The organism is Cytobacillus sp. MT66, assembly GCF_058792595.1.
Genome location: NZ_JBXAFB010000007.1, coordinates 115523 through 139733, shown reverse-complemented (window position 1 = coordinate 139733; position 24211 = coordinate 115523). Strand labels below are relative to the sequence as shown.

Below are 24211 nucleotides of genomic sequence, written 5' to 3'. Positions count from 1 at the left end.
TCATTTGAATGATGAAAAAGTGGATTCCAGCTGCTTCCGGACTGCTGGCCGGTGTTTTAGCATCGACCGTATTCTTTGCCGATTTTTCAAGCGGCCCTAGCGGTCAGGCTGCAAACGAATCAGTCAATAAAACCAACGCTGAAAAAGTGTATGTACCATTTGGAGAAAAAGATGAATACTATCTGTTCGCATCAGGCGGCCACTCAGGACAAATGTTCATTTACGGTGTCCCATCTATGCGTCACATACGGACAGTTCCTGTTTTTTCACCTGATTCAGCTACAGGATATGGCTTTGACAAACACACAAAAGAATTGATGGGCGACTATACTTGGGGAGATCTTCACCACCCTGCCCTCTCAGAAACAGATGGCGATTATGATGGCAAATTCCTGTTTGCTACAGATGTCGGCAACAGCCGTGCAGCGGTTATGGATTTAAAAACATTCACAACCAAAGACATCATTGATGTTCCTAACACAAGCGGCCCTCACTGTGCAGCCTTTGTTACGGAAAATACAGAGTACATGTTCCTGCCAACACGCTTTGCTGTGCCGATTGGCCGAGAGTATGCCGATCTTGATGAATACAGCGAAAAATACCGCGGGGTCATGTCAGCAGTGACATTTGATGAAAAGAATCAAAAATTAAACATTGCCTACCAGGTTGCTCTTCCACCTTGGTCCTATGATTTATCTGATGCTGGAAAAAAGGTCTCAAAAGACTGGGCGGTTATGACAACTTATAACACAGAAGAGGCAACAACAAATCTCGAAATCAATGCTTCACAGGCAGATCGTGATTTTATTGTTTTATTCAACTGGAAAGAGCTTGAGAAAAAGATTGCTGACGGTGAGTACGACGAGGTAACAGGGCAAAAAATGATTTTCCCTGAAAAGCATAAAGGCGGTATTTATCTTGTTCCTGTAGCCAAATCACCGCATGGCGTGGATGTCACACCTGATGGCAAATACTTTATCGCATCAGGAAAATTAGCGCCTGCTATGACCGTCTTTTCATTCGAAAAGGCATTTGAAGCCATTGAAAAACAAGACTTTGCCGGAGAACGAAATGGGATTCCAATCATAAATTATGAATCTGTTATGGAAAGAGAAGTTGATCCAGAAAATGCCCTTGGACCTCTTCACACTCAGTTTGATGACAAAGGAATGGCTTACACAACCATGTTCATCTCTTCTGAAATTGTTAAATGGGATCCAAGGACTGGCGAAACATTAGACCGGGTACCTGTTCAGTACTCTCCGGGTCACTCTGTTGCAGCAGAAGGTGACACTGTTTCTCCAGATGGCAAGTATATCATCGCTCTAAACAAGATTGCAAAGGATTCATATTTATCTGTGGGACCTTCTCACCCAGAATCCATGCAGCTTATTGATTTAACAGGCAAAAAGATGGAAGTCATTCAGTCTGCACCTGTTAACCCTGAACCGCACTACGCACAGATGATTAAGGCCGATAAGCTTGATCCGATAACCGTCTACGAAAAAGACGAGAAGAATCCTAACGCTGTGTATAAACAAGAGGATACAAAAATTGTCCGCAAAGGCAATGAAGTCCACGTGTACGGTATCGCCATGCGCTCTAAGTTTATCTTTGATGCAAAAGCCGAGCGTCCGGATGTCATTGAAGTTAACCAAGGCGATAAAGTATTCATCCACCTTACTAATATTGACTTTGACCAGGACATCACCCATGGCTTTGCCATCAACAGCTATAACCTGAACATGGAAGTGCAGCCTGGCCAAACCAACACATTGGAATTTACTGCAGATAAAGCCGGTACCTACCCGCTCTACTGCACAAACTTCTGCTCAGCCTTGCACCAGGAAATGACTGGCTACTTCCTAGTCAAACCGAAAAAGTAAGGCGCAAGCGCTTTAACCCTGCAGCACTTTAAACCAATGGGGGCCTGTCCCCCATTGCGTTAATGCTTTAAACCGCTGGGGGCCTGTCCCCCGGTGCGTTAATTTGCTAAAGGAAGGAAATGGTTACTTTGAATGGAGGACGGCTTTCTTTTGGTTCTTCTATTATGCTTGGGATTGCTGGGCTGCTGATTATTGCTTCGCTTTTCTTCCCATGGTGGAGGATGGAGTTTTTTGCTCCGCAGTACCCTGAAGGATTGAATATTATTGTGTATCCCGACAAGCTTGATGGTGAGATTGATATTGTTAATGGTTTGAACCATTATATCGGAATGGAGAATTTCAGCGAGGAAAACTTTCCAGAGCTGCAGTATCTTACTTATTTGATTGGCGGTCTCGCTATGATTGTCTTAGCGGCAGCCCTAATAAGAAAAAAAGGATTTTTATATACTGTCATTGCCCTGTTCTGCATCGGCGGTACATTAGGGATTTGGGATTTAAGACGCTGGCTAGAATCATTTGGCACCAATCTTGACCCGATGGCTCCTATCAAGGTCGATCCATTCATTCCTCCAATTATTGGAGAGAACACGCTGGCTAACTTTATTACCCATAGCTATCTTGGAATGGGGTCTTATCTTGTGGTAGCAGCCTTCATCCTTATTCTCATACCTGTATGGAAGGATCGGAAAAAATGAAAAAGCGTATGCTTTTGCTTCTTCTGTTACCATTGATCGTCATTGCACTTCCCAAACACAGCTATGCCGCTGGGAACCTGCAATCCTTGATTGATGGCACGAAGGAGGGCGGTGTAATCCATCTCGAAAATAAGACCTATGAAGGAAATATCGTCATTGATAAAACGATCGACATTATTGGAAAAAAAGGAACTGTGATCAAGGGAGACGGAACGGGCAATGTCATATCCATTCGTGCCCCTCACGTTACAATCAAAAACTTGACAGTCACACATAGCAGCTTAAATCGAAACAGTCCGGAGGAATTCGCAGCCATTAAGGTATACACCGACCATAATATCATTGATTCTGTGACCATTAAACACTTTTTCCATGGTATCTACCTAAGCCAGGCCCACCATAACACAATCGCAAATGCCCATATAACGGGCCAAGGAAAAGGAATTATTGCCAAGCAAGGAAACGGGCTGCACATTTACTATTCTAACGATAATATTTTGAAAAATAATATGGTTGAAGGCACCAGAGATGGGATGTTTTTTGACTACGCAAACGGCAATCAAATCATTAATAACCAAATAAGCGAAACAAGATACGGACTGCATTATATGTATTCCGATAACAATTACTTTGAAGGTAATACCTTTACCTTTAATACCGGCGGAGCTGCCATCATGCATTCAAGGGGCATTCAGCTCGAAAACAATGAGTTTATTTTTAACTACGGACATAAATCCTTTGGACTCTTGCTTCTCTCGGCAAGCGATACCCTGATTGAGGAGAATACATTTTTCTTAAATCAGCGCGGATTGTATATAGATCAGGCAACAGACACCATCATTAAAAACAATCGGATTCTAAAAAACCAAATTGGGATTGAGCTGTGGGCCAGCTCCAATAATCAGCTATTCACTTTGAATGAAATAGAGGAAAACACCATCCCAGTTGTAACGCTTGGCGGACAGGGATCAAGCAATCAATGGAGCGACCAAGGAAAAGGAAACTATTGGGGGAAAACTTTTCCCGTACTTGATTTAAATCAGGATGGAATTGGCGATCAGCCTGTCTCCTATCAATCCTCTCTGTATGAGCTGATTGAAGACCAGGAATTAACCTATCTATTTCTGAAAAGCCCGGCCATTTCCATCTATGAAAAAATGAATCAAATGTTCAATCATGATAAAACCATGTTCAAAGACCCGTCCCCAATCGTCAAAAACGGCGGATCCCATGCCCGCAAAATGTTGTTTGTGCTGGCAGCAGCCGCAATCATTGCCATCATTTTTATTAAAGGGAGACATCAGTTATGCATTATATTTGGAAGGAATGGAAGGAAAACATAAAAGGAAAGGGATTATGGTTATCTTTCGGTATCATTGTTCTCGTTTCGATTGGCCTATTATATAAGTCTTCCAATCTTTCCTTTGACCAGGGATTTTATGTGCTGCTGATTAATCTATTTGATGCAGTCATCTATTTTATCCCGATCATCTGCTTATTTTTAGGGGCCTTTGCCATCTTTCAAGAAAAGGAACAGAAAACACTGATTATGCTGCTGACACGGCGCGATGATTATAAAAGCTTCTTGCTGCAAAAGAGCATCGCTGTACACTCAGTTTTGCTTGGCCCTGTCCTTCTCTGGTTCTTTGCTTATCTGATCATCATAAAGTTTTTCTTTCAGCCTGATTTAAAAGCCTATCTGGCCTTTTTGCTGTCCCTTTTATGCTTATTCTTAATTTATACACAGCTGGGACTTTTGATTGGAAGCATCAGCAGATCAAGGATGCAAATTGTCGGTTTTACTGTTGCTGTCTGGTTTTACTTTTTCTTTCTGCATGACTTTATCCTTTTGTCTTTCCTTTCAGACGTGACATACGAAAATGTTAAAGGATTTTCTGCCGCCTATTTCATCAATCCGCTGCAGGCTGCCAGGATGTTCCTTGAATCATCATTAGGAGTTTACTCGTTTGATCATATGTCAAAGCTTTTGCAATCGTTCATGTGGATGAAGCCGGGACTATTTTTAATGGCAAATGCTGTACTTTTATTATTTACATCCTATATCCTGGCTGTCATCTTTCACCGTAAGGAGGGCACGGAATGATACAGGTAGAGAATCTTTATCAAGCCTATGGAAAGAAAACCGTATTGAACCATGTAAATCTATCTATTGAGAAAAATGAAATTTGCGCCTTAGTTGGAAGAAATGGCGCCGGCAAATCAACCTTTATTCTTAGCCTCCTAGGCATCCTTCCCGTAAAAAAAGGATCGATCCTTATTAATGGCAGGAATGCCTCACAGAAACCAAGACGATCAAACAATGAAATAAGCTATCTTCCAGAAAAATTTATGTTATATCCATTATTGACCGGTATGGAAAATATGATCTTCTTTGCCCGGGCGTTGGCGCAGCAGCCTGATGAGAATCGGATGGAAATAGCATTAAAGGCGGTAAACCTTTGGGAAGACAGGCATGCAGCCATTAAAAATTATTCAAAAGGAATGCTGCAAAGATTAGGTCTGGCGATTACACTTTATCAGGATTCTAATATTTTAGTCCTCGATGAGCCAACGAGCGGTCTCGATCCCATAGGGAGGAAGGAAATACTCGATGCGTTGAAGAGCCTCAAGAATAAGACCATCCTCCTTTCTTCCCACCATATGGATGAAATCAAACAGCTTTGTACACATGTGGCATTTTTAGAAGAGGGAAAAATGACAAAATACACGGTTGAAGCATTCCTTCAATCTCAAAAGCTAGGAGAGAATGGAAAATGAAAAAGCTAGCAGCTGGATTTATCCTGATATTCCTTTTATCTGCGTGCGGTACCGATAGCAGCTATGAGGTTTCCATGGAAAGGGATTTATATTTTCAAAAGGACAAAACAAGCGCATTTGAAATTAAGGTCACTGATAAAGATCAGCCCGCAGAAGGATTGGATATCAGTGCGGAATTAAATATGACTGACATGGACCATGGCACATATGAGGTTTCTTTTAAAGAAAAGGGCGATGGCATTTATACAGGTGAAGCTGAGCTCCCTATGGCTGGCAAATGGGAAATGATCTATACCCTCGAAAAAGATGGGAAGGCATCCGAAAAGGTCATGGAATATGAGGTAAAAGAGCCTGCTGGAGCCGCTATGATCAATGGAGAATGGATAACAAATGAAGATCTTGAATTCTACCGTTTTATCAATGAGCTTCACCTTGCGATAAAGGCTGAGGAAGCCGGTGAGAAATATCAAGGAGACGAGCTTGAAGATGTTTTGACAGGATTAGAGAGTGAAAAAGAATCCATTCAGGACCAAAATACACTTTTGACACAGATCATCCGCCTTCGCGCTGTCGCGATGCTTGGTTCAGAAAAAGGATATCAAGCGGAGAAAAAAGAAATTGAAAAGGAATTGAACATGGTCCGGGGACAGTATGATCAATTTAAGATCGCCAAAAAAATGATCAGCGAATTTGGTGAAGACAAGTTTTGGAACAAGGAAAAAGCTCAATACGAGCTCATTATCCTGACCCAAAAAGTCCAGGCAGACTTAATTGCCAAAGTAAAAAAGGAAAATCCGGATGTGAATGAACAAGAGGTGCTCTACCTGGCGAAAAAACAATATGAGGATCTTCTCGTATCTCAGGTCCATTCATTAGATATTGAAATTTTGTAATCCTATGTGACCCCCGCCCCCTTCTGATTAGCTGAAGGGGATTTTTTTCGGAGGGAGTGAGTGATTACTCACTTTACAAAAGTCTGTGTTCGTTTTACAATGAGTAAAATGAGTGATTACTCACAACAAAGATGAGGTGCTGTGTTTGGAAAAGCAAATCGTTTCGATTAGGAATGTTTCAAAGTCATTTGGAAAACAGCCGGTATTAAAGAAACTCAGTCTTGACATTGCTGCCGGAGAAATCTTTGGTTTGCTTGGGCCATCAGGCGCTGGTAAAACCACACTTGTCAAACAGCTTGTTGGCCTGGATACCCCCTCTGAAGGTGAGTGCTATATTTTTGAAGAAAAGATGCCAAAGCTGAAGATTATTGAAAGAATTGGGTATATGGCTCAATCCGATGCCCTTTATACAGAGCTCACAGCCAGAGAGAACCTAGACTTTTTCTCCTCCCTTTATGGGCTTAAAGGAGCAAGAAAGAAACAGCGCATCAGCGATGTCATGGCCACCGTCTCCTTGTCTGAACACATAAATAAGCCCGTAGCCAATTATTCCGGCGGGATGAAGCGGAGGCTTTCTTTAGCGATTGCCCTGCTCCATGAGCCAAGTCTTTTGATCCTCGATGAACCGACAGTAGGAATTGATCCTGTATTAAGAAGAAGTATTTGGCAGGCTTTTAACGAGCTAAAAGAAAAAGGGGCAACCATTATTGTTACTACCCATGTCATGGACGAAGCAGAAAAGTGTGACCGCCTTGGCATGATTCGCGATGGCGAGCTTATTGCCGTCGGGACCCCTGCAGAATTACAGAAAAAAACACACTCAGAAAGCATTGAAGAAGCTTTTCTAGTGTATGGAGGTGCCCAATCATGAGGGTAACTGCACTATTCATCCGCATCCTTCGGCAAATTGTCCGGGATAAAAGGACATTGGCTTTATTAATTTTTGCTCCTATTCTTGTTCTGTCCATGCTGTACCTGGTATTTGACGGTGAAGATTATATCCCCAATGTTGGGCTGGTTGCTGTACCCGATCCTGTTCAAAGCCAGCTAGATCTAGAGAATAGCAATATCGAATACTATGAAACTGAAAAAGCTGCCAAGAAGGCTTTATCTGCAGGCAAGCTTGATGGCTACTTGCTATTTGAAAACCAGGTTCCATCTGTGGTCCTTGAAGGCAGTGATCCCAGTGTAAATGCTTCAGTCATGAAGTGGATACAGGAGGCTATGAAGCCACTGCAAAAATCTTCTCTGCAGCAGGAATTAGACATCGATTATGTATTCGGCTCCGATGAATTAGGACAGTTTGATTATTATGGCCCTGCTCTGCTTGGCTATTTCGTCTTCTTCTTTGTATTTCTCATTGCCGGTGTTTCATTTTTACGGGAACGGACAACAGGCACGCTTGAAAGACTGCTATCAAGCCCTTTAAGAAAATGGGAAATTGTTATGGGATATGTCATTGGCTTTGGGATCTTTATTATGATTCAGGCCGCTATCATCACATGGTATTCCATCTATGTGCTCGACATGGTTATGGAAGGGTCATTTGGCTTTGTACTGCTGATTACCCTGCTCGTATCATTAACCGCATTGACTTTAGGCACGCTGCTCTCAGCCTATGCCAACAATGAGCTGCAAATGATCCAGTTTATCCCGCTTGTTATTGTTCCGCAGCTGTTTTTTTCCGGACTGTTCAATCTTGATACGATCTCAGACTGGCTCAGCTGGATTGGCCCATTCATGCCGCTGTATTATGCCACTGAAGCATTAAGGAATGTCATGATAAGAGGATATGGCTGGGATATGATTGATCAGGATTTATTGATCCTTGCCGCATTTTCTGCCTTATTCATGCTTCTGAATATTTTGGCGCTAAGAAAATACCGCAAGATCTAATTTTTATATTCTATTTGCTTTTTACTATAATAGAGGTATCACAAGCCATTAAAGGAGTTAAAAATGGAAGAGCACGATACGTGGATAACCGAAATTTTTAATGAAGAGGAACTTACAGAGAAACAGAAAAAGATTCTTGTTGCCGCTATCGAGTCCTTTTCGGAAAAGGGCTATGCTGCGACATCCACCAGCGAGATTGCCAAAAAGGCCGGCGTCGCAGAAGGGACGATTTTTAGGCATTATAAAACAAAAAAGGAGTTGCTCCTTGGAATTGTCGCACCCATGATGGCCAAATTGCTGGCACCTTTTGTCATCAAAGATTTATATAAAGTCCTAGACACAAAGTACGATCACTTCGAAGACTTTCTAAGAGCGATGATTGAAAACCGCAAGGCATTTCTGAAAGACAATCTGCCGGTTTTTAAAATTCTTATTCAAGAGATCCCCTTTCACCCTGAGCTGAAGGAGCAATTTAAGGAACACATTGCCAGCAAAGTGTTTGATCGATATATAAAGCTGACGGAGCATTACCAGGAAAAGGGGCAGGTCATCACCATACCCCCGCAGAGGGTCATCCGCATGACCATAACGACAATCGCCGGGTACTTCTTTGCAAGGTATCTGCTATTTCCGGAATTGGATTGGAATGATGAGGAAGAAATTGAACAAACCATTCAATTTTTAATAAAAGGTCTGTCCCCCGAATAGCCATTAGGGCCTGACGGGAGCAGGCCTTTCCTATATTTTGGCTAAAGGAATTCTATAAAGCTTATCGTCCCCTTCAAGCGGAATCCCGCGGCCATCCGTATTATTGCTGATAAAATACAAATAATGATCTTTAATATAAACGTCTCTGATGCGCCCGAGACCCGTAATGACCTCTTTACTGCCCCCTGTTTGCAGATCAAATTCCCTAACAGCGTTCCCTCTTAATGTGGCCACATATAGCTTGTCATCATAAAATTCCATGCCAGAAGGAGCCCATGTAGTATCATTTCCGGAGGTAAACAGCGGCGTTTCCATTCCCTCTCGTTTTTCAGTTCCCGTTATCTCCGGCCAGCCATAGTTATGCCTCGGCTGTATGCGGTTAATTTCGTCATTTGCTGATGGGCCATGCTCACTTTCATACAGGGTTCCATCACTTCCCCACGCTAAGCCTTGCGGATTGCGGTGCCCGTAACTATATACGTAAGAATTAGGAAATGGATTATCGTTTGGAACAGTACCGTCCAAATTCATCCTTATTATTTTTCCACCCAATGAATCCAGCTCCTGGGCAATGTTTGGGTTTTCTGCAGCATCGCCTGTTGTTGCATAGAGCTTGCCATCCGGGCCAATCTCAAGCCTGCCTCCGTGATGGACTCTTCCGCTTGGAAGCCTATCTAGAAGAACCCGCTCTTCCCTCCAAGTATTACCGTCGAGCCGAAGAACAACAATCCGATTATACTGGCCGGTACTATCCTTGTATGTATAATAGGCGAACGCTTCCTTTGTTGCTGAGAAGTCGGGTGCCAGCACAAAACCTAGCAGTCCGGCCTCTGCCACAGTTGCCAATGGCTTTTCCAGCTGCACCTGCTGACGTTCTGCCCTTTCATTTTCAACCTTGACTATATGCCCTGGCCTTTCCGATAGGTAAAACGTATCGTCTATTTGATCAATTGACCAAGGAATTTGCAGATTAGATGCAACAATTTCTGGCTCTGTAAGCTGCAGATTTGCTTCCTGATCCTCATATTCCTTTTTTTCAGGGGTGGTCGAACATCCCCCCATAATGATTACAGTCACCAGCAATATGCTGAACAGAAATCTCATTTCAAACCTCCTTTTTTCAACGAGCTTATTCTAGTACTTTTGTTTCCGCAAATTTATCTTTTTATCCTGCACCATTATGAAAAAAGAGCATTACCGGCTAAGCAGTAATGCCCCTTTATTTAAAACGGCCCATTATTATGGTCATTTTTCATATTATGCATATATGACTCTACATACGCTCTTTCTGATTCTGAAACATGCTTTTGATTTTCCTCTGGGTCTGAATGTTCAAGGCCATTCCTTTTGTTCCGCCAGTCGATGAAAACCCCAAGCCCAATTAAGCCCACACAAATAATAAGGAGAAACCACATTAGATTCATCTATTTCACTCCTCTCCTTCATTTTACCATTTTACGGATAGCAGCAAAAGCTAAGAAGGCGTCCATCCTTCGGAATATTAAAAATATTTTCCTCGCACATGGAATATATTGCAATAAAGGAGGTAATAAGAATGAAAGTGTTAGTTTCTTTTTTTAACCGCATTATGCAGCGGTATTTGCCTGATCCGTTTTTGTTTGTCATCATTCTTACTTTTGTTGTCTTTGGATTAGGATTAATTTTCACCGACAGCGGCCCCTACCAAATGATTCAGCATTGGGGCACAGGCTTCTGGGGATTGCTGACCTTCTCCATGCAAATGGTGCTGGTGCTGGTTACAGGGCATGTCCTGGCGAGCAGCCAGATTTTTAAAAGAGGGTTAGGTGCGCTCGCGAGCACGGCAAAATCACCAGGTCAGGCAATTATTATTGTTACCTTAGTTTCACTGGCAGCCAGTTTAATTAACTGGGGATTTGGCCTTGTCATTGGAGCACTGTTTGCCAAAGAACTGGCGAAAAAGGTACAAGGTGTGGATTACCGGCTGTTAATTGCAAGCGCTTACTCTGGATTTGTAGTCTGGCACGGAGGAATATCAGGATCCATACCTTTAACAATTGCTACTGAAGGCCATTTTGCCCAGGACATCATTGGCATTATCTCAACTGATCAAACTATCTTTGCTTCTTTCAATATCATCATTATCATCGCCATGGTATTAATTTTACCTATTGTTAATCGCCTATTAATGCCAGCTCAAAAAGACACCGTCACCGTTGATCCAGCCATTCTCGAGGAAAGCATGGAAGAATCAAAAGAAAAATCAGCCATGACACCTGCTGAACGGCTTGAGAATAGTAAGGTTATCTCTTTGATCATTGGCATTTTCGGTCTTGTGTTCTTATTCTATTACTTTGCCTCGAATGGATTTAAGCTAAATCTTGATATTGTTAATTTCCTATTTTTAATCCTTGGGATTCTTTTTCATGGAACACCTAAACGGTTCCTTGAGGCGGTTCTTAATGCCGTAAAAGGAGCGAGCGGCATTATTGTACAATTCCCGTTTTATGCCGGGATTATGGGAATGATGACTGCCTCAGGGCTGGCTGTTGTCATGTCTAATGCTTTCGTGTCGATTTCCAATGATTTTACTTTCCCATTTTTCACCTTTATCAGCGCAGGGGTTGTAAACTTCTTTGTTCCATCAGGCGGCGGGCAATGGGCCGTTCAGGGGCCGGTTATGCTTGAAGCAGCCGAGGCTCTCAATGCGTCTATTCCAAAAACAGCCATGGCTGTGGCGTGGGGAGATGCCTGGACGAATCTCATCCAGCCATTCTGGGCCCTGCCGGCACTTGCCATCGCTGGTCTGAAAGCAAGGGATATTATGGGCTTTTGCGTCCTAACCCTTGTGGTAACTGGGGTTATCATCTCTATTGGACTGGTATTCTTTTAATCTGCGGTGAAAATTGCCTATGAGCCTAATTAATTAGTTCCCGAAAAATCATAGTGTTAGTTCAAACGGGAACTAAGATTCGATGTTAGTGACGCAAATTTGACCGGGAGTAGCTTTCGGGCACTAAGATACTGTCTTAGTGCCCGAAATTTTATCCAGCATACTTTTCCGGGAACTAACCTGCTGTTTTTGTGCCCGAAATTTTACCCAGCACACCTTTTCGGGAACTAACTTGCTGTTTTTGTGCCTGAAATCCACCACAGCACACTTTTTCGGGACTAATCTGCCTACTCTCTGATAAATCAAGGGTGGTGCACACTCTAAGGATTGAATTTAAAAGGAAAGGAACTGGTTAAAAAATACGTTTATTTCAACGAAAGTCTGTGGAAGCTAAGAAATAGTATAAGCTGAAATTATCCGTAGTTAGAAATTTGTCACTTTTTTTAAATCGGATAAACCCATTGGCTTTTCTGTAAATGTGCATTAAAATAACCTTTGGCTTATAAATATAAATAGTAAAGGTGATTACTTTGAACGACGCAACAGGAAAATTTGCTCCATTAGACATCGTTAAATTTATTATCCCCTCCCTGATTGGAATTGCCCTTTTCATGGTTCCCATTAAGGTCAATGGGGAATTTACCATACCAATTGCGATCCTATCCAACTGGATACAGGACCTGCTGGGAGCCTATCTTCCAGGCATTATGGCATTTATTATCTTAATCACACTGATAGGCACTCTCATAACAAAGATATTTCAGCCAAAGGCTATTATGAATAGCCCATTTTTTAATAATCTATTTAATGTCTCAGGCGTTTGGACAGCAGCCAGAGTTCTTGGCGGAATCTTTGCTATTTGTACCCTTTTTGAAATTGGCCCAGAAGCCATCTGGTCTGAAAACACAGGAGGGCTCTTATTACATGATCTTCTGCCTGTCCTATTTTCAGTATTTTTATTTGCCGGATTGTTCCTGCCGCTGCTTTTAGATTTTGGCTTGCTTGAATTCTTCGGTACGATGTTTACAAAAATCATGCGTCCAATTTTTAAGCTGCCTGGCCGCTCCTCTATTGACTGTGTCGCTTCATGGCTTGGAGATGGAACCATCGGGGTGCTGCTGACAAGCAAGCAGTATGAAGACGGCTACTATACAAAAAGAGAAGCTGCAATTATTGGGACAACCTTCTCTGTCGTTTCTATTACTTTTTGTTTAGTGGTCATTTCACAAGTCAACCTTGGAAGCATGTTTGTCCCTTTTTATGCAACCGTTACTTTTTCCGGACTTGTTGCAGCGATTATTTGCCCAAGAATCCCGCCGCTTTCAAGAAAGCCGAACACTTACTTCCTTGAACAAACACAGGAACTGGATGAATCCATTCCAAAAGGCCATACATCGTTGAGCTGGGGGTATGTCCAAGCCGTAGAAAAGGCACAGACGAATAGAAGTGTGAAGAAATTCTTTGAGAGCGGTGCAAAAAATATTCTTGATATGTGGATGGGCGTTGCCCCCATTGTCATGGCGCTTGGAACACTTGCCTTAATTATTGCTGAGTATACACCGATTTTTAAATTCTTGGGTCTGCCATTTATTCCATTGCTTGAATTAATGCAGGTTCCTGAAGCGAAGGCCGCTTCGGAGACACTGATTGTCGGATTTGCGGATATGTTCCTCCCTTCTGTCATCGGCGCATCAATTGAAAGCAGCATGACCCGCTTCATCGTTGCCTGTGTATCTGTTACACAATTAATTTATATGTCTGAGGTAGGCGGACTTTTGCTTGGTTCAAAAATCCCTGTTTCCTTAAAAGAATTATTTATTATCTTCCTAGAAAGAACCTTAATTACCTTGCCGATTATTGTATTGATTGCACATATTATTTTTTAATAGAAAAGACGGACCGAAAAAGCGGTCCGTCTTTTTTTACACACACCGGAAGGAGCGGATTCTGCGCAGATCTGTTCCGTAATATGTCCAGCGGAAGTTTCTCCACCGCCAGCCGGCAACAGAGTTTCTGCCTACAAAGGTTGGGTAGAACCAGAAGCCTCGCCCATTAGTAAGCCAGATGTAAGTAAAGCGGTGCAAGCAGCCTCTAATGGCTCCCGGATCAACAGCAAAGGCCGTAACTCCTCCCTGTTGCTGCTGCATTTGCGGTGTAAAGCTAGGAGGAGGCGAGCTTGGCGGTCCTTCCTGCTGTCCCCCTCCCGAAGGAAATCCTCCTGGCTGTTGCCCTGGTGGAAATCCCGGCTGTTGCCCTGGGAATCCCGGCTGTTGCCCTGGGAATCCTGGCTGTTGCCCTGGGAATCCTGGCTGCTGGCCTGGGAATCCTGGCTGCTGGCCTGGGAATCCCGGTTGCTGGCCTGGGAATCCAGGAAAGCCTCCTAGACCTGGAGGAAACCCTTGCTGGCCGGAGAATGGCGGTCCGGATGGGCCTCCGCCTGATGGAAACCCTGGCGGACTAACGCGATCGTCCCCTCCAAAGTATTCATTATTGTCATGCATTTGCCCATTGTCATAATCAAAGGGATTTAGATTTGGAAAATTCATAAAAGCCATTAAACTGATAGCCCCTTTCAAAATCTATTCCCTTTAATGTATTCATAGGTCCCCATTAGGTGTTTGCCTTCTTTTCAATTATTCCAGTACTTTTTCCATTTTGCTGGCCATCTGTGAAATTTCCTCTCTGATTTCATTTTTTAAGCGATCGACTGTACTGAAATCCATTGCTTCAATATAAATGGCCTCTAATTGATCTCTTAGAACCTTAGCCTGAGCAAGATACGAGACCGCTTCCTTCATTTTCCCCTTATACTGCTGGCTAATCTCCTTGATTTGCTCAGCAAAGATTTCATCTGTTCCTGGTGAGACAGCTAAATCATACATATCTATGATTTCGTCCCCAGCCCTGTCAGGAAAATACTCATGCGGAGCGGTACTGTCGAAAATAGCAATGCCAAGCTCACGGAATATAACCATATCCAGGCTATGCGGATCAAAGCCGCAATGATAAACTTCGATATCAAGTCCGCGCTTTTCCCCTTCAGCTGCGATTTTTTTCAGCATAGAGGATTTTCCGGTTCCAGCACGGCCTTTCACAAAATATCGTTTTTGGATATCTTCTGTAAGATTCGGCACAAAGTCGACTGCCCCCTTCGGTGTGGCAGCACCCAAAAAACGATGCTTAATTTCGGATGGTTTGTTTAGTTTCATGTTGCCAAAGAATTGCTGCATCAACTTTTCTGCCACCCGGTCAGCTTTTGTGAAATCCATATTGTCGATATAAATCTTTTCCCACCGATCATGAACTTTCAATGCCTCGGCGAAAGTGCTGTAAGCTTTTGAGAATGAGCCGCTGATGAGCTTATTCAGCTGCAGAATTTCCTTTTTCCTCTTTGCCAGCGCCTGTGAATCCCAGGCAATACCAAGATTTACGTATTCATCTAAAGCTCCTGGAGCCTGAGGTTCTATGACATGCGGATTTGTTCCGTCAACAATTCCCACTTTAAGTGCTGGGATAATCACACCATCAATCGAATCATTGTCAGATGAGCAGTGAATATATTCAAGATCATAGCCTTTATCTGACCATTCAGCGCCAATGGCCTTCATCAATGAGGATTTACCTGTGCCAGGGCCCCCTTTAAGAATGAATAGCCGATCAAGTCCCTGTAAATTCGAATCAAACAAACTATAAAAACCACGAGCTGTATTTCCGCCACCATAGTAATTTAAAATTTTTCCGGCCACTGTTACACACCCTTTCCGTTCAATGCAATCTTGTGTTCATCTCTACCATATGCAAAAAGGAAACAATAGGTGATTGCCTAATGCGTAAACAGAACTTTAGGGATACAGCCGCTTTACCGCATTACAGCAATGGGGGTCAGGCCCCCAGTGCTTTAACGCATCACTGCATTGGGGGTCAGGCCCCCACCGGTTTAAAGTGGTAAAGCAGGTTTACTTGCATATTTCAGCGAGCTTTGCACCGATGATAGTTTGCAGGGTACCTGTGCTAATTTCCAGCTGCATGCCGATTTTTCCGCCGCTGACGATGAGGGTTTCAAGTTCAGAGGCTCTCTCATCAAGAAAGGTTGGGTATTGCTTTTTCATGCCTACAGGCGAGCAACCACCGCGGATATATCCCGTCAGCTTTTGAATATCTTTTACCGGCACCATGTCTATTTTCTTTTCTCCAGCGGCCTTTGCTGCCTTTTTCAAGTCAAGCTCCTCGGCTACAGGGATGATAAATACATAAATCTGCTTGCTGTTTCCCTGTGCGACCAATGTCTTATAAACCATCTCTGGATCCTTGTTTATTTTCCCTGCTACAGATATCCCATCAATTTTTCCATCAAGACTATCATAGGTGATGATCTCGTATTCCACCTTTTTTGCATCAAGAATACGCATTGCATTTGTTTTTCCCTGAGCCATGTTCAAACTCCTCACTAACAGCTTTTTCCTTTTATTTTAGCATGAGCCATTTCCTTTAGTCTTTTCCCATTCGATAAACACGAATTTCATAGGGCTTTAAAACAAGGCTCTTAGCTGGCAAAGGGGCATCAGCAGAATAATTGCTTAATAGCAGGGAGCCAAAAGTAAAACTTTCGCATGAAAAAGCTGCCTCTTCAGCTGATAAATTAGCCATCACCATTACCTGCTCTTTTTCCAAAGTACGTGTGTACACAAACAGCTGCTGATCCTCCTCAAGGAGCAAATCATACTGGCCATAGGTGAAAATTGCATTCTCTTTCCGCAAACGAATGAGACTTTTGTAAAATGATAGGATTGAATTCCTTTGGGCAAGCTGCGTTTCTACATTAACCGACTGATAATTAGGATTCACCTTCATCCACGGGGTCCCTGCTGTAAAACCTGCATGTTTCTGATTAGACCATTGCATGGGCGTTCGGCTGTTATCCCTTGAGGAAGCCCAGATGATTTCCATAATTTCCTCGTGCTCCATCCCCTCATTCTTCTTTTCCTGGTAAAGATTTTTTGCAGCGATGTCATTGTAATCATCAATCGAAGGGAATTTTACATTTGTCATGCCGATTTCCTGGCCCTGATAAATGAATGGAGTGCCTTGCATTAAAAAATACACCCCGGCAAATGCAGTCGCACTTTCACGCCAAAGCTCCCGGTCATTTCCCCAAGTAGAAACCACCCTTGCCTTATCATGATTTTCTATAAATAAAGCATTCCATCCCTGATTCTCCAAGCCCTTTTGCCACCTGGTCAAAACCTTCTTTAATTGAACAATATCAAGCGCAGGATGACTATAATCCCACAGCCCAAGATGTTCGAATTGAAAAATCATATCCATCTTTCCATCCTTTGGGCCAACCCACAGCTTTGCTCCCTCAACATCGACACCATTTGCCTCTCCTACGGTCATCACATCGTATTTCCCATAGGTTTGCTCTTTCAGCTCGCTCAAGTAGGTGTGGATCCCCTCCTGATTGGTGTGCATTGGAAAAGAAGAAACATATTTTTTCCTTTCCGGGTTAGGCATATCCGGGAGCCCAGGGCGTTTTTTTACATGGCTGATGGCATCGATTCTAAATCCATCAACACCCTTTTCAAGCCACCAATTTACCATCTCATATAAGGCCTTGCGCACCTTTTGATTCTCCCAATTGAGATCAGGCTGTTTGATGGAAAAAAGGTGAAGATAATACTCTTTGGTTTTTCCATCAAACGCCCAAGCAGACCCGCCAAAAATGCTTTCCCAATTATTAGGCTCTTTTCCCCTTCTTCCTTCCCGCCAAATGTACCATGCCCGTTTTGAATTCTTTTTGGAGGAACGCGACTCAATAAACCATGGATGTTCATCACTTGTATGATTTAAAACGAGGTCAATGATGATTTTCATTCCTCGTCTATGCACCTCTTTTAAAAGCTGATCAAAGTCAGCCATGTTTCCAAAGTCCTCCATAATCTCCTGATAGTCTGATATATCATAGCCATTATCTGCATTCGGCGATTGAAACATCGGACAAACCCATATGACATCGATGCCTAAATCCTTCAGGTAATCAAGCCGTTGAATAATGCCCTGAATATCGCCAATCCCATCCCCGTTGGAGTCCTGAAAACTGCGCGGGTATATTTGATAGCAAACCGCTTCTTTCCACCATGTCCTTCTCATGTACGTTTCACCTTTTTCTGTGATAGGTATTCAATTCCATATACCCGTTTCCGAACATTTTTATGCCATTAAATATCGAAACAAAAATTTAAAATTATAATCCTCTATTGTTAGAAAAGTGTTATTATATATCTAAATAGTATAACCTTTTTGTTTCTTAAAAATATTTTTCCTATTAAACACATAGGGATTACTTCAAATAAACGAGGGGTAAACGCGAGTGATGGATAAGATCAATCTGGAAAATCCGCAATTGTTTATTTATGCCTTTGAACACGCCGCCATTGGTATGGCCCTCATAGCTGTTGGCGGTAATCTGATAAAGGTTAATCAATCTCTTTGTAAAAGCCTTGGCTATGATGAACAGGAACTACTAAACCTGACCATTAGAGACCTGCTTCCCCCAGATGATGCTCAAATGGATGCCCATATTATTAAATTATTAAAAGAAGGCAAAAGAGATTCTTATCATATAGAACGGCGCTACCTGCATAAGGATGGACGGGAGATTTGGGCAATCATGAGCGTTTCTTTAGTCAGGGACGACTCTGGAAAACCTTTGTATTACATTAGCCAAATCCAGGACATCACTGACCGAAAGAGATCCGTGGAAAAGCTTCGTGAAGGGGAACAAAGATATCATAGACTAGTCGAGGAATCACCTGATGGAGTTATTATCCTTAAGGAAGAAAAGTGCCTTTTTATTAATGATACAGGTGTTGCCTTATTAGGGTTTAAGGATAAGGATGATATTGTTGGCAGACCCATCTATGATTTTATACATATAATGGATCATAAGAAATTTAAAAAGCGCGATATCTCAAGGGAGTCTTCCGGACCATTTGAAAAAAGATTTTTACAAATGAATGGAAAAATTATTAATGTTGAACTGAAAACAATTCCAACCATCTATCAGGATGAGCCTGCCGTCCACATGATAGTTAGAGATATTAGCGATAGAAAAAAGGCGCAGGAACTGATTATCAATTCTGAGAAGCTTTCTATTGCCGGCCAGCTGGCTGCAGGGATTGCCCACGAGGTACGAAATCCGCTGACAGCCATAAAGGGCTTTTTTCAGATGATGGAAAAGGAAATAAATGACTACGAGGTTTATTTTAATGTGATCGGCTCTGAAATTAACCGAATCGAAACGATTCTCAATGAACTGCTGCTTCTTGCAAAGCCGCAGCAGGCAAAATTTGAACGAAATAGCCTTGAACAAATCTTAAATCACGTGATAACACTGCTGGAAACGCTGACTAATTTAAACGGCATCATCATTTTCAAGGAGATACAGCCAGATTTGCCGCTGATAAACTGTGATGAAAACCAACTAAAGCAGGTCTTTATTAACATCCTTAAAAATTCTATCGAGGCTATGCCAAAAGGCGGGACCATTCATATATCAGCTCAGCAGCAAAATTCAGATTCCATTGTGATTTCCATAGCCGACCAGGGCTCAGGGATTCCCGAGCATCTGCTTCAGCGCATAAGCGAACCCTTTTTCACTACGAAAGAAGAAGGAACAGGCTTAGGTTTAATGATTTGCAAGAAAATTATTGAAGAGCATAACGGATCTTTAACCATTGACAGTTCCCCTAAGGGCACAAGCATAGAAATCATCTTGCCTTTTTAAGAAAATCCCTGAAAACTAAATAAGGTCTGACTTAGGATAAAACCTTAAGTCAGACCTTTTCTGCGCTTATATCGTTAATTGCCCCTCGTAAAAGTGCTCGGCATGGCCACCGCGATAACTTCCCCTTGTACACAAACGACTTCATCGGCATATACATCTACGGATACCTTCCATTTTTTCGGATGGATCTCCTCAATCGTTCCGACAGCCTTTAATGTTGCGCCATGGGGAGTCGGCTTTTTAAAATCAACCTTTATAGATGCTGTAACAAACCGTGGCAGCTCTGCCCCATCACCAAGTTCATGGCCATTTTTCCGATGAACGGCTAACGAAGCTGACCCTGTCCCGTGGCAATCAATTAATGAAGCAATCAAGCCTCCGTAAACAAACCCGGGTGCTGCCGTATGTTCTTCAAGCGGCTTATAGATCGTCAATGTTTGCTCCCCATTATCATACCAGCCTGTCCGAAATTGATGCCCCTTCGTATTTAAACGCCCGCATCCATAGCACCATGCACCCTCATCCTTATAAAAATCCTGAACCGCTAAATCAACTCTCTCTTCCAACCGCTCATCCCCCTTTTTCTAAATATTATAACATCAAAACCTAACGTATGGGTAAGCGTTTTCATCCCTGACGCTTTATCACTTTAAACAACTGGGGGCCTGACCCCCATCGCTTTACAGCGATGAAGTTCAGGCCCCTTTTTTTGCTGGGTATCCGATTAGGATAGCGATGATTCCGCAGATTCCTATGAGGATAGGATAGTAGGAGTATTGCAGGATGCTTACTGGCGAGATGCCCGCAACGCTGGCCGCTGCCAGAAGCTGTGCTCCGTATGGCAGGAGGCCTTGGATGGTACAGGAAAAGATGTCTAAGATGCTTGCGGCCTTGCGCGGTTCAATTCCATACTGATCGGCAATATTTTTCGCAAGCGGTCCGGCAATTAAGATTGCGATTGTATTGTTGGCTGTTGATAAATCCGTTAAGCCAACTAGTCCGGCAATACCAAATTCCGCGCCTTTTTTTGTCTTCATCCTGCGTGTCGCAAGATGGAGCAGAAAGTCAATCCCTCCATTAAACTTAATGACCTCCACCATTCCGGCAATTAAGATCGCCAGGAAGGCAATTTCGTACATACCAGCCATGCCTTCGCCAGTCTTCTGCAAAAGTTCCATTAAACTATAGCTTCCGTCAGCTAGTCCAACGGCTCCTGCCAGAACAATGCCTAAGGCTAGAACAAGGAAGACATTCATTCCCGCCAGCGCAAAAATAATAACTAATACATAAGGGATAATTTTTATCCAATTATAAGATAAATGTGCTACATCCGCCGATTCTCCCATGGTAATAGCACCCAAAATAATCCCTGTTACAACTGCTGCCGGCAAAACAATCCAAAAATTAACCTTAAACTTATCCTTCATTTGTGCACCCTGTGAACGCACGGCAGTAATGGTCGTGTCAGAAATAAACGATAGATTATCGCCAAACATCGCGCCGCCAATAATGGCCGCCATTACCAAGGCCATGGAAAGATCAGTCTGCTCACTTATGCCGACCCCAACCGGTGCTAAGGCTACAATCGTTCCCATCGATGTCCCCATCGACAGAGAAATAAAGCACCCAATGATAAACAGACCAACGACAAGCAGGTTTGCTGGAACAACCGATAAAGCGAAGTTTACGGTAGAGTCCACTGCCCCCATGCCCTTTGCTGTCTCTGAAAAAGCTCCTGCCAGGAGGAAAATAACAACCATCAGCATAACATTTAAATTTCCTGCCCCTTGGCAAAAAATATCAACCTTTCGACCAAACGATTCCTTTCGATTCATCGCCAGGGCGACCGCACCAGATATTGCAATCGCGACAATCACAGGAAATGAGTAAAAGTCACCCGTAATGACCCCAGAACCAATAAATAGAATTAAAAAAACAACAAATGGGATCAGCGCCCATGGATTCCCTTTATTCATCATTCCACCTCCATAAAAACTAAACGGACAATCTCTTGTCCCTAAATTGCCACAAAAAAGACCTCATCTTGAATAAACAAGAAGAGGCCTTATATCTATAAAACACTCCCTTATCTATCAAGCCGTTTGCTTGCTGGATTTGGCACAGCACTTAATCACTAAGTTCCGCTGCCGAGATCTCATAGGGCCAGTCCCTCCATCTCTCTTGATAAGAAGATTCAATTATTTTTTTGTCACAGCATGTTAAAGAGTACATGATTTTTATCCCTTTATCAACAAAATTTTTTAAGGATATTTTTGGCTTTTGGATGGAATGTTAAATGGAGACTTAAAAACTCCTTATTAATGGAAATTTTACTCTAATCATAATTATATTATTATTCTCAAATAATTTACTTTTATTTAGAAAAAACCATTAAACCCTATTAAATCAAGGTTTTAGAATTATCTCGCAATCCTTCCTTAAAAAACAGTTTTGACAATTAAAAACCATCAAAAGTATTATAGTATAACAAAGGAGGTTGTTTTATGTCTAATATAGACAAGCAGAAAATTGTGAATAGTGTACCTCAAAAGGGCTTTTTTGGACATCCAAAAGGGTTATTCACACTTTTCTTCACCGAATTTTGGGAGCGGTTCTCCTACTATGGAATGCGTGCCATCCTTGTTTACTATATGTATTACGAAGTAACCAAGGGAGGTTTAGGGTTAGATGAAACGTTAGCGCTTTCAATCATGTCGATATATGGTTCACTTGTTTATATGTCAGGGATTATTGGAGGCTGGCTGGCTGACCGCGTATTCGGTACTTCTAAAGCAGTATTTTATGGCGGTATATTAATCATGTTTGGCCATATCGCCTTAGCCATCCCAGGAAACGTTGCCCTATTTTTTGTATCCATGGTTCTAATCGTTCTTGGTACAGGCTTACTAAAGCCGAACGTGTCTAGTGTCGTCGGGGAAATCTATAGCGAGGATGATGACCGCCGTGATGCAGGTTTCAGTATTTTCTATATGGGAATTAACCTTGGCGGATTTTTAGCGCCAATCATTGTGGGTTCCGTTATGGATACCAGCTTCCATTTAGGATTTGGAATCGCCGCTGTCGGAATGTTCTTTGGATTAGTTTTATTTATGGTGACAAAGAAAAAGAATCTTGGTTTAGCAGGTACCATTGTCCACAATCCGCTGTCATCTGAGGAAAAGAAAAAAACATTTACCATTTTTGCCGTTGTTGCCATCGTGCTTGCGGTAATTGTTGCGATTGCTATTCCTGCTGGCTTATTAACTTTTGACAGCTTTATAGCACTAATTGGTATTCTTGGACTTTTAATTCCTACTGTTTATTTTGTTGTCATGTACAGAAGCCCGAAAACGAATGAAGTGGAGCGTTCCCGTCTTATCGCTTACATCCCGCTGTTTATTGCTGCCGTGATGTTCTGGTCGATTCAGGAGCAAGGGTCAACAATCCTGGCTAACTATGCAGATAAGCGGACGCAATTGAATTTTGCCGGTTTTGAAATCTCACCGGCTTGGTTCCAGTCATTAAATCCATTATTCATTATCATTTTAGCACCTGTTTTCGCATGGCTTTGGGTTAAACTTGGCAAGCGACAGCCAACTATTCCGCAGAAGTTCTCTTTAGGATTGCTTTTTGCTGGACTGTCTTTTCTTGTTATTCTTCTGCCGGCTTATTTTGGCGGAGCAGATTCATTAGTTAATCCTTTATGGCTTGTTCTAAGCTATTTAATTGTCGTGCTTGGTGAGTTATGTCTATCACCTGTCGGACTTTCCGCAACAACAAAATTAGCCCCTGAGGCTTTCGCAGCACAGACAATGAGCTTATGGTTTTTATCCAATGCAGCTGCACAAGCGATTAACGCACAGCTTGTTAAGTTCTATTCACCGGCAACGGAAATGACCTACTTTGGCGTTATCGGCGGAGCTTCCATCGTTCTGTCCATCATCCTTTTTGTTTTAGCGCCGAAAATTCAAGGTTTTATGAAGGGAATTCACTAAGACAGGGTATACAAGCCCTGTCTTTTTTCTATGGGCTCTATTATATTTGGCCGTTGATTGCAGCGAGAGGCACTTCGCTTACCGGGGAGCGTTTTGTGAGCCTCCAGGAGTCTACGTGCCTTCCGTTCCAATCAACTAAGCGGTTAATTTAACATCCTTTCTGCAAAAAAGTAAATAAGACTTTAGCCTACGCACCCATAAAGGCGAGTGTCACATACCCTAGTATGGAAGATTGTAAAAGGAGATGTAATCATGCAATTTAGGCACCCTTATTATCAATATTTCGGGCAAGCTCAACTGCCTGCCAATCAAACGGGCTACCCGATTCAAGGGCAGGAGAAGAATGGCATATATCCATTAAAAAGAACTGACCAATCCGTTCCAATGGGGCATCAGCAGGAAATGGGGCACACACATGGGCATGGCGGGGCAACCACATGTGTGGATGGACATACTCATCTACATCCTGGCGTAACGGGCACCCCCATCCAGACAGAAAATGGCCATGTACACAAAATTTACGGGTATACCACCTTCGATGATGGACATATCCATTCTTATGAGGCCTACACAAGTCCGCCTATTCAGCTTCCAAACGGCTTCCATACTCATTACGCGGAAATCCGTACAACGGAAAATGGCGGTCATACCCATATCATCAAAGGTTTTACAGAGCCTTCAAAAAGCTAAAAGCACTAACAA

General features: G+C 42.6%; 22 protein-coding genes and 1 riboswitch. Of the genes, 14 read left to right on the top strand and 8 right to left on the bottom strand.

The window, feature by feature from the left end:
* The first annotated feature begins 8 nt into the window (after positions 1-8).
* The 9 genes from nosZ (at position 9) to AC1Q59_RS14365 (ending at position 8856) form a co-directional block, all read left to right on the top strand.
* Positions 9-1886, top strand: coding sequence for a Sec-dependent nitrous-oxide reductase (gene nosZ, locus AC1Q59_RS14405; protein ID WP_492366541.1), 1878 nt, complete (start codon positions 9-11; stop codon positions 1884-1886).
* A gap of 119 nt (positions 1887-2005) precedes the next feature.
* Positions 2006-2581, top strand: coding sequence for a hypothetical protein (locus tag AC1Q59_RS14400; RefSeq protein ID WP_492366540.1), 576 nt, complete (start codon positions 2006-2008; stop codon positions 2579-2581).
* Positions 2578-3924 carry a nitrous oxide reductase family maturation protein NosD gene (nosD, locus tag AC1Q59_RS14395; protein ID WP_492366539.1) on the top strand — a complete coding sequence of 449 codons (1347 nt, stop codon included), beginning with the start codon at positions 2578-2580 and terminating at the stop codon, positions 3922-3924. The genes AC1Q59_RS14400 and nosD overlap by 4 nt, the downstream gene beginning before the upstream one ends.
* Positions 3888-4685, top strand: a complete 798-nt coding sequence (locus tag AC1Q59_RS14390; RefSeq protein ID WP_492366538.1) for an ABC transporter permease — start codon at positions 3888-3890, stop codon at positions 4683-4685. The genes nosD and AC1Q59_RS14390 overlap by 37 nt, the downstream gene beginning before the upstream one ends.
* A complete protein-coding gene (locus tag AC1Q59_RS14385) occupies positions 4682-5359 on the top strand; it encodes an ABC transporter ATP-binding protein (RefSeq protein WP_492366537.1) in 678 nt (225 codons plus the stop codon). Before AC1Q59_RS14390 ends, AC1Q59_RS14385 begins: the two co-directional genes overlap by 4 nt.
* A complete protein-coding gene (locus AC1Q59_RS14380; RefSeq protein WP_492366536.1) occupies positions 5356-6252 on the top strand; it encodes a FixH family protein in 897 nt (298 codons plus the stop codon). The genes AC1Q59_RS14385 and AC1Q59_RS14380 overlap by 4 nt, the downstream gene beginning before the upstream one ends.
* A 145-nt stretch (positions 6253-6397) precedes the next feature.
* Positions 6398-7123, top strand: coding sequence for an ABC transporter ATP-binding protein (locus AC1Q59_RS14375; protein WP_492366535.1), 726 nt, complete (start codon positions 6398-6400; stop codon positions 7121-7123).
* A complete protein-coding gene (locus AC1Q59_RS14370; protein ID WP_492366534.1) occupies positions 7120-8148 on the top strand; it encodes an ABC transporter permease in 1029 nt (342 codons plus the stop codon). The genes AC1Q59_RS14375 and AC1Q59_RS14370 overlap by 4 nt, the downstream gene beginning before the upstream one ends.
* Before the next feature lie 63 nt (positions 8149-8211).
* Complete coding sequence (locus AC1Q59_RS14365) at positions 8212-8856, top strand: TetR/AcrR family transcriptional regulator (RefSeq protein ID WP_492366533.1); 645 nt, start codon at positions 8212-8214, stop codon at positions 8854-8856.
* Between the two features lie 30 nt (positions 8857-8886).
* Here AC1Q59_RS14365 and AC1Q59_RS14360 read toward each other — a convergent pair whose 3' ends face one another.
* Both AC1Q59_RS14360 and AC1Q59_RS14355 read right to left on the bottom strand, forming a co-directional pair.
* Positions 8887-9960 carry a PQQ-dependent sugar dehydrogenase gene (locus tag AC1Q59_RS14360; RefSeq protein ID WP_492366532.1) on the bottom strand — a complete coding sequence of 358 codons (1074 nt, stop codon included), beginning with the start codon at positions 9958-9960 and terminating at the stop codon, positions 8887-8889.
* A 119-nt stretch (positions 9961-10079) separates the two neighbouring features.
* Positions 10080-10280 carry a hypothetical protein gene (locus AC1Q59_RS14355; RefSeq protein ID WP_492366531.1) on the bottom strand — a complete coding sequence of 67 codons (201 nt, stop codon included), beginning with the start codon at positions 10278-10280 and terminating at the stop codon, positions 10080-10082.
* 131 nt (positions 10281-10411) lie between these two features.
* Between AC1Q59_RS14355 and AC1Q59_RS14350 the strand changes: the two genes are divergently transcribed.
* Both AC1Q59_RS14350 and AC1Q59_RS14345 read left to right on the top strand, forming a co-directional pair.
* Complete coding sequence (locus AC1Q59_RS14350) at positions 10412-11728, top strand: short-chain fatty acid transporter (protein ID WP_492366530.1); 1317 nt, start codon at positions 10412-10414, stop codon at positions 11726-11728.
* A 530-nt stretch (positions 11729-12258) separates the two neighbouring features.
* Positions 12259-13614 (top strand): YjiH family protein, encoded by a 1356-nt coding sequence (locus AC1Q59_RS14345; protein ID WP_492366529.1) that lies wholly within the window; start codon positions 12259-12261, stop codon positions 13612-13614.
* 36 nt (positions 13615-13650) lie between these two features.
* Here the strand turns inward: AC1Q59_RS14345 and AC1Q59_RS14340 are convergent, their stop codons facing one another.
* The 4 genes from AC1Q59_RS14340 to AC1Q59_RS14325 form a co-directional block, all read right to left on the bottom strand.
* Positions 13651-14283, bottom strand: coding sequence for a hypothetical protein (locus AC1Q59_RS14340; RefSeq protein ID WP_492366528.1), 633 nt, complete (start codon positions 14281-14283; stop codon positions 13651-13653).
* 78 nt (positions 14284-14361) lie between these two features.
* Complete coding sequence (locus AC1Q59_RS14335) at positions 14362-15474, bottom strand: PRK06851 family protein (protein ID WP_492366527.1); 1113 nt, start codon at positions 15472-15474, stop codon at positions 14362-14364.
* A 210-nt stretch (positions 15475-15684) separates the two neighbouring features.
* On the bottom strand, positions 15685-16161 hold the full coding sequence (ybaK, locus tag AC1Q59_RS14330; RefSeq protein ID WP_492366526.1) for a Cys-tRNA(Pro) deacylase: 477 nt from the start codon (positions 16159-16161) through the stop codon (positions 15685-15687).
* A gap of 55 nt (positions 16162-16216) precedes the next feature.
* On the bottom strand, positions 16217-17878 hold the full coding sequence (locus tag AC1Q59_RS14325) for a glycoside hydrolase family 13 protein (protein WP_492366525.1): 1662 nt from the start codon (positions 17876-17878) through the stop codon (positions 16217-16219).
* A gap of 223 nt (positions 17879-18101) precedes the next feature.
* Between AC1Q59_RS14325 and AC1Q59_RS14320 the strand changes: the two genes are divergently transcribed.
* A complete protein-coding gene (locus AC1Q59_RS14320; protein ID WP_492366658.1) occupies positions 18102-19514 on the top strand; it encodes a PAS domain-containing sensor histidine kinase in 1413 nt (470 codons plus the stop codon).
* Positions 19515-19588: 74 nt separating this feature from the next.
* Here the strand turns inward: AC1Q59_RS14320 and AC1Q59_RS14315 are convergent, their stop codons facing one another.
* Complete coding sequence (locus AC1Q59_RS14315; protein ID WP_492366524.1) at positions 19589-20080, bottom strand: PaaI family thioesterase; 492 nt, start codon at positions 20078-20080, stop codon at positions 19589-19591.
* Positions 20081-20209: 129 nt separating this feature from the next.
* On the bottom strand, positions 20210-21493 hold the full coding sequence (locus AC1Q59_RS14310) for a Na+/H+ antiporter NhaC family protein (protein WP_492366523.1): 1284 nt from the start codon (positions 21491-21493) through the stop codon (positions 20210-20212).
* A 104-nt stretch (positions 21494-21597) separates the two neighbouring features.
* Positions 21598-21705, bottom strand: a riboswitch (SAM riboswitch).
* A 313-nt stretch (positions 21706-22018) separates the two neighbouring features.
* Here AC1Q59_RS14310 and AC1Q59_RS14305 point away from each other — a divergent pair.
* Positions 22019-23509, top strand: a complete 1491-nt coding sequence (locus AC1Q59_RS14305; RefSeq protein ID WP_492366522.1) for a peptide MFS transporter — start codon at positions 22019-22021, stop codon at positions 23507-23509.
* Between the two features lie 252 nt (positions 23510-23761).
* Complete coding sequence (locus AC1Q59_RS14300) at positions 23762-24199, top strand: YmaF family protein (protein WP_492366521.1); 438 nt, start codon at positions 23762-23764, stop codon at positions 24197-24199.
* The last annotated feature ends 12 nt before the right edge of the window (positions 24200-24211 follow it).